4 protein-coding genes and 1 rRNA gene are annotated in these 6713 nt (G+C 37.5%); 4 read left to right on the top strand and 1 reads right to left on the bottom strand.

What is annotated here, in order from left to right:
- The 4 genes from rrf to asnB form a co-directional block, all read left to right on the top strand.
- Nucleotides 1-93: ribosomal RNA gene (gene rrf, locus ACQKMI_RS25210) — 5S ribosomal RNA — on the top strand; the annotation flags it as partial.
- A 296-nt stretch (nt 94-389) separates the two neighbouring features.
- A complete protein-coding gene (gene guaB, locus ACQKMI_RS25205) occupies nt 390-1853 on the top strand; it encodes an IMP dehydrogenase (RefSeq protein ID WP_197143168.1) in 1464 nt (487 codons plus the stop codon).
- Nucleotides 1854-1994: 141 nt separating this feature from the next.
- The gene (locus ACQKMI_RS25200) at nt 1995-3317 is read left to right on the top strand and encodes a D-alanyl-D-alanine carboxypeptidase family protein (RefSeq protein WP_427493323.1); all 1323 of its coding nucleotides are present in this window, start codon (nt 1995-1997) and stop codon (nt 3315-3317) included.
- 102 nt (nt 3318-3419) lie between these two features.
- Nucleotides 3420-5258, top strand: coding sequence for an asparagine synthase (glutamine-hydrolyzing) (gene asnB, locus ACQKMI_RS25195; RefSeq protein ID WP_427493321.1), 1839 nt, complete (start codon nt 3420-3422; stop codon nt 5256-5258).
- Nucleotides 5259-5283: 25 nt separating this feature from the next.
- On the opposite strand, the gene ACQKMI_RS25190 is transcribed toward asnB, so the two are convergent.
- Nucleotides 5284-6708, bottom strand: a complete 1425-nt coding sequence (locus ACQKMI_RS25190) for a PLP-dependent aminotransferase family protein (RefSeq protein WP_427493319.1) — start codon at nt 6706-6708, stop codon at nt 5284-5286.
- Nucleotides 6709-6713: the final 5 nt, after the last annotated feature.

Below are 6713 nucleotides of genomic sequence, written 5' to 3'. Positions count from 1 at the left end.
CACACCCGTTCCCATACCGAACACGGAAGTTAAGCTCTTTAGCGCCGATGGTAGTTGGGGGCTTCCCCCTGTGAGAGTAGGACGTCGCTAGGCAAAGACAGTCAGCTGTGTGCTGGCTGTTTTTTTTTTTTGAAAAACCTTAATAATTTATCAATAATTCCACAAAACTTGCTTAAAATAAGAAGAGCGTAACTGCTATTTATATAATAAATGTAGATAAAATTAAAAAGTCTATATTTTCTTCCGTGTAAAAAAGGGAGAAAAGGCTATCATTAATGCCACTTGGAAAAATCTGAATTGTCTTTCTTTTATAAGTTTCTTGACAGTAGCTTAGCACGTTGTTAATCTTACAATTAATATTCTTTTAACTATAGGAGGACGTTACGAAAATGTGGGAAACTAAATTTGCCAAAGAAGGTTTAACTTTTGATGATGTATTATTAGTACCAGCTCATTCAGAAGTATTACCGAAAGATGTTGATTTATCAGTTCAACTAACACCGAAGATTAAATTAAATATTCCAATGATCAGCGCAGGCATGGATACAGTTACAGAATCTAAAATGGCAATTGCTATGGCACGTCAAGGTGGTATCGGTATTATCCATAAGAACATGTCGCTCGATGAGCAAGCTGAGCAAGTAGAAAAAGTAAAACGTTCTGAAAATGGTGTTATCACAAACCCATTTTTCTTAACTCCGACTCACCAAGTTTTCGATGCTGAGCATTTAATGGGTAAATACCGAATTTCTGGTGTACCAATCGTTGATAGTATGGAAAACCAAAAGCTAGTAGGAATCATTACAAACCGCGACTTGCGTTTTATTTCTGACTATTCTTTAAAAATTGAAGATGTTATGACAAAAGAAGATTTAATTACAGCTCCTGTTGGAACGACTCTTGAGGATGCTGAAAAGATTCTTCAACAATATAAAATCGAAAAGCTACCAATTGTAGATGAAGAAGGTAAATTAACTGGATTAATTACAATTAAAGATATCGAAAAGGTAATTGAGTTCCCTAACGCTGCAAAAGACATACATGGTCGTTTATTAGTAGGGGCAGCAGTTGGTGTTTCAAAAGATACGATGATACGTATTGAAAAGCTTGTTGAAGCACAAGTAGACATCGTAGTAATTGACACAGCTCATGGTCATTCTGAGGGTGTATTACAAACAATTCGCTCTATCCGTGAATCTTATCCAGAGCTTGAAATTATCGCTGGTAACGTGGCAACAGCTGAAGGTGCACGCGCATTATTTGAGGCTGGTGCAGATGTAGTGAAAGTTGGTATTGGACCAGGATCTATTTGTACTACTCGTGTAGTAGCTGGTGTAGGTGTACCACAAATTACAGCTGTTTACGATTGTGCAACAGTAGCACGTGAACTTGGTAAAACAATTATTGCTGATGGAGGCATTAAGTATTCTGGTGACATCGTAAAAGCTCTTGCAGCGGGTGGTAATGTTGTAATGCTTGGTTCACTTCTTGCAGGTACTTCTGAATCTCCTGGTGAAACTGAAATCTTCCAAGGTCGTCGCTTCAAGGTATACCGTGGTATGGGTTCAATTGGAGCTATGGAAAAAGGCTCAAAGGATCGTTATTTCCAAGAGGATGCGAAAAAATTAGTACCTGAAGGTATTGAAGGTCGTCTTCCTTACAAAGGACCTCTAGCGGATACTATTTATCAACTGATCGGTGGTATTCGTGCAGGTATGGGCTATTGCGGTTCAGCTAACCTTGAGTTCTTACGTGAAAATGCTCAGTTTGTTCGAATGACAGGTGCAGGTCTACGTGAATCACATCCACATGATGTACAAATCACAAAAGAATCACCAAACTATTCGATGTAATATATTACTAGCAACTTTTATGCTCTCGAATCGTCTACAAAGATGACACGAGAGCATTTTTTTATGATAGAGAGTGCGCACGGACATTACTATATATGATAAAATGTCGAGGACAAGAATATTTTTTGGAGGGCTTTAAAGGTGAAAAAGACAATGAACACTGTTATACGCTTACTCCTAATTCCTGTTTTGTTATTTAGTGTTTTAGCAGGTATTCCAGCGAAGGCAAATGCAGAAACAGATTTAGGACTACACGTGGATGCTGCAATTTTAATTGATGCAGATTCAGGAAAAATTTTATATGAACAAAATGCAGATACTTCACTAGGTATTGCAAGTATGACAAAAATGATGACTGAATATTTGTTATTGGATGCAATTAATGCAGGTACAGTTAAATGGGATCAAGAATATCACGTAACTGAATATACGTATAAAATGTCTCAAAACCGTGCATTAAGTAATGTACCATTGCGTAGAGATGGAACTTACAAAATTAAAGAATTATATGAGGCAATGGCAATTTACTCTGCAAATGCTGCTACAGTAGCTATAGCAGAAACAATTGCGGGTACTGAAACTGAGTTTGTAAAGCTAATGAATAAAAAAGCAGAAGAGCTTGGTCTTACAGGCTATAAATTCGTGAACTCTACTGGTCTTAACAATGCAGATTTATTTGGTATGCAGCCAGCTGGTACTGGGCCAAATGATGAAAACGTAATGCCGGCTAAATCTGTAGCTAAATTAGCATATCATTTACTAAAAGATCATCCAGACGTATTAAAAACATCTAAAATTGCAAAAAAGACGTTCCGTGAAGGTACAGAAGATGCAATTAAAATGGCTAACTGGAACTTTATGCTACCTGGTTTAATATACCAATATCAAGGTGTTGACGGATTAAAAACAGGTACAACAGACTTTGCGGGTCATTGCTTTACAGGTACAGCAGAACGCAATGGTACACGTTTAATTTCTGTAGTTATGAAGGCTGTAGGAGAGGATCCAAAAAAAGCGCGCTTCGATGAAACAGCTAAATTGTTTAACTATGGTTTCTCACAATTCTCGAAACAAGAAATTATTCCTGCGAACTATAAGTTTAAAGATCAAGAAACAGTAAAAGTTACAAAAGGTAAAGAAAAGAATGTAGCGATTGCTGTTAAAGAACCAGTTTCATTTATGGTCAAGTCATCTGAGAAAGATTTATATAAACCTAAACTAGTATTAGATAAAAAGAGTCTTGAAGCAGAGGTTAAGAAGGATACAGTTGTTGGGAAGGTAGTTATTGAGCGCTCAGAGGGCACAGATTACGGTTTTATTGACGGTAAGGACCTGAAAGCCGATGTTGTCACAACAGAGGCTGTGGAGCGTGCTGGCGGTATCTCTTTATTCTTCCAAGGTATTGGTAGCTTCTTCGGAAACTTATGGAGCAGCATTACTGACTTTGTCGGTGGCCTATTTTAATAATTAACTTAAAGAACACGTAGATGTTTTCAAACATCTCGTGTTCTTTTTCACGTTTTTTCGCTCTAGTGCATACGCTATTAGGCGAAAGGATGTGGCTAAATGTGTGGCATTACAGGATGGTCTAGTTTTCAAAAGGATTTAAGAACAAGTAATGAAATTCTAAAGTTAATGACGCAAACGTTAAATAAACGAGGGCCTGATGATGAAAATATTTGGTGTAGTGAGCATATTGCATTTGGCCATCGTCGGCTAGCTGTCATCGATTTAATCGGTGGGAAGCAACCGATGAAAAAAGTACATGATGGTGCAAACTATGTCATTACATATAATGGCGAGCTTTATAATACAGAAGAAATAAGGAAAGAGCTTCAAAATCGAGGGCATGTTTTTACAACACATTCAGATACGGAAGTATTATTAACTGCTTATATTGAATGGAAAGAGCAGTGCGTTGATTTTTTAAATGGAATTTTCGCCTTTGGTATATGGGATGAACAATCACAATCTCTTTTTTTATGCCGAGATCGACTAGGTGTAAAACCTTTGTTTTACACTGAACAACAAGACGGCTTGCTTTTTGCATCCGAGGTGAAAGCATTATTAGCTCATCCATTGATTAAAGCAACTGTTAATACGGAAGGGCTAGCAAATATTATGGCTGTAGGGCCGTCTAGAATGCCCGGAAAGTCACTTTTTCACAATATTAATGAGCTACGTCCAGGATATGCAATGCGTTTCTCTAGAGAGGGTATACGAGTTTGGCAGTATTGGCAGTTACAAAGTAAACGACATGAAGAGTCATTAGAGGAGACGATCGATCATGTCCGTTTTTTGCTAACGGATGCTATTGAACGACAACTTGTTTCAGACGTACCGATTTGTACATTTCTTTCAGGCGGATTAGATTCCAGCATTATTACTGGAATTGCAGCAAACAGGTTTCGTGAACAAAATAAAGGTATGCTCCATACGTATTCTATAGACTATGAGGATAATGAACGCTTCTTTAATCCACATGCTTTTCAAACATCAACAGACACGTATTGGATTCAAAAAATGACAGATACCTTTAGTACAACACATCATGCTGAGGAAATTTCTCAGCAGCAAGTAATCGATTGGTTAGTAGAATCTGTCGTTGTTAGAGATTCACCGGGGATGGCAGATGTAGATTCATCGTTATTATGGTTTTGTCGAGAAATAAAAAAGGACTTTACCGTTGCACTCTCGGGTGAATGTGCAGATGAAATTTTCGGCGGCTATCCATGGTTTACAGAAACGACAACAGGTTTTCCTTGGATTCGTTCATTGTCTGAAAGATCAACAATGTTACAAGAGCGGTGGCGTAAGAAATTAACAGTTGAATCATTTGCACAACAAGCATATTCGGAAACAATTGCTGAAGTACCATATCTTGATGGAGAGAGTATTGAGGAAGTAAGGCAACGTGAAATGTTTTATTTGAATATGGTATGGTTTATGCAAACATTGCTGGAACGAAAAGACCGTATGAGCATGGGGGCGAGTCTTGAAGTTCGTGTTCCATTTGCAGATCATCGACTTGTGGAATATGCGTGGAATATTCCTTGGGAAATGAAAAATTTAGGCGGTATAGAAAAGGGTTTGCTTCGTAAGGCAATGCAACATTTATTGCCTGAAGAAGTTTTATATCGAAAAAAGAATCCGTACCCTAAAACGTATCACCCTGTTTATACAGCAGGTGTTCAAAAATGGCTAAGAGAAATAATGGAGGATAAAAATTCAATTCTTCATGAATTATTTGAGCGACAGAAGCTAATAGGGTTAATTGAATCTGGTGGCAGTTCTTTCAAAGTTCCTTGGTATGGACAATTAATGGCAGGTCCACAGCTTTTAGCTTATCTTGGTCAAATTCATACATGGTTTAAACTATATAATATTCAACTAATTGAATCATAATATAAAGAAAACACCTAACAACCTTTTAACGTGGGGTTGATAGGTGTTTTTTCTGTATGTCCCAACAGTTCATTAACTTTTCAATTGAAAGTTCAATTTCATGTACAGGTATGCCTCCAAAACCTAGTAAAAATTGAGCTTGTGGGGGTGCGGAGTGATCCAGGCGATAATCAGATAGTGGATAGATTTTGATTTCCGCATTGGAGGCAAGCTGCTGTAATTGCTTTTCGGACAAAGTATGCTGTACATCGAGTAAAATATGCATTCCTGCTTGCTCACCAGTAATATTAATTTGATTAGAATAGTTTTCTAAAATAGAAGTAAGTTTTTCATGTTTTTTTCGATAAACCTTCCTCATTCGATTTAAATGCTTTGCAAAATGGCCATCACGCATAAAATTAGCTACGATATGTTGATCAAAACGGGGTACCGTTGATGAATAGTAATTAAACACATCATTATAAGTAGCAAGTAATTTTGGTGGTAGTACAAAATAAGCAACACGCAAGGACGGCATTAATGATTTTGTAAATGTACTCATATAAATGACTTTATCATTTCGATCTAATGCATGAAGTGCAGGAATTGGTTTTCCAGTATAACGAAATTCGGAATCATAATCATCTTCAATTATGTATCGAGAGGAGCTTTGTGCGGCCCAATTTAAAGCCTGTGCACGTCTTGTAGCAGATAATACTGCCCCAGTAGGGAATTGGTGTGATGGCGTGATATAGACAACGTCAGCACTAGTTTTTTCGAGCTCATGAATGACAATTCCTTCATCATCGACCGCAATTGGATAGACTTTTCGTTTATGCTGGGAAAACATACGATGCACAGCTGGATATCCTGGGTTTTCAAGTGCAAAGCAAGTATCGTCACCAAAGAGGCGCAATATCATTGGTAGAAGCTGTTCTGTTCCTGAGCCGATGACAATTTGCTCGGGACTACAAACAACCCCGCGTGATTGAAATAAATAATTAGCAATCTCCGTTCGTAAAGGTAGTTCTCCCTGAGGCTCACCTGTTAATAATAATTCCTTTGAGGCATCATCAAAGAGCTCTTTCGCATATTTCCGCCATGTTTGAAATGGGAAAGCATCAATATCGATAGAACCAAGATTAAAATCTATCTTGTACGATTTTTTCTTAGCTTGTTCGTGTATAGACGCTATTGTGTCCTGCTGAATGTATGGAAGCTCGTCAATTTCCTCTACAAAATAACCGACGCGAGATTTAGACATAATATAGCCTTCTGCAAGTAGCTGTGCATATGCAATTTCAATAGTTGTTTGAGAAATATTCAAAAAATCGGCTAATTTTCTTTTTGATGGTAATTTTTCTCCTACTGCAATTTTCTTTGAAATAATAGCTTCTTTAATGCCGCTATAAAGCTGGTCATAGAGCGGTTTTTCACCATTTTTTTCTAGTTGAAATAATAGCATGTCCATGTGCA

Source organism: Lysinibacillus sp. NPDC097214 (assembly GCF_050277945.1).
Taxonomy (GTDB): Bacteria; Bacillota; Bacilli; order Bacillales_A; family Planococcaceae; genus Lysinibacillus; species Lysinibacillus xylanilyticus_B.
Note: the sequence above shows the minus strand (reverse complement) of the source record. Positions and strands in the feature narration are given on the sequence as shown.